1 protein-coding gene is annotated in these 242 nt (G+C 49.2%); it reads left to right on the top strand.

All coding sequences use genetic code 11. The features are described from left to right. The coding region (locus tag ACYP03_RS27645) for a hypothetical protein (RefSeq protein ID WP_459782887.1) at positions 1-242 on the top strand (242 nt) is incomplete at both ends.

Below are 242 nucleotides of genomic sequence, written 5' to 3'. Positions count from 1 at the left end.
TCGGCTTTACCCGTCAGATGCTTAACACCCGGCTCAGTGCCAGCCAGCATGATTATCTGCTGACAATTGAAATGTCGGCCTACAACCTGCTGACCATCATCAATGACATCCTCGACTTCTCGAAACTGGTAGCCGGAAAACTGCTGCTTGAAAACATTCCGTTCGTCTTTACCGATTCTCTCGATGAGGTGATGAGACTGCTTGCACCAAGCTCCCAAGAAAAAGGACTGGAATTGACGCTG

The sequence above is a fragment of the Photobacterium sp. R1 genome, from assembly GCF_054600795.1.
This window is presented reverse-complemented; position numbering and strand designations above follow the sequence as displayed.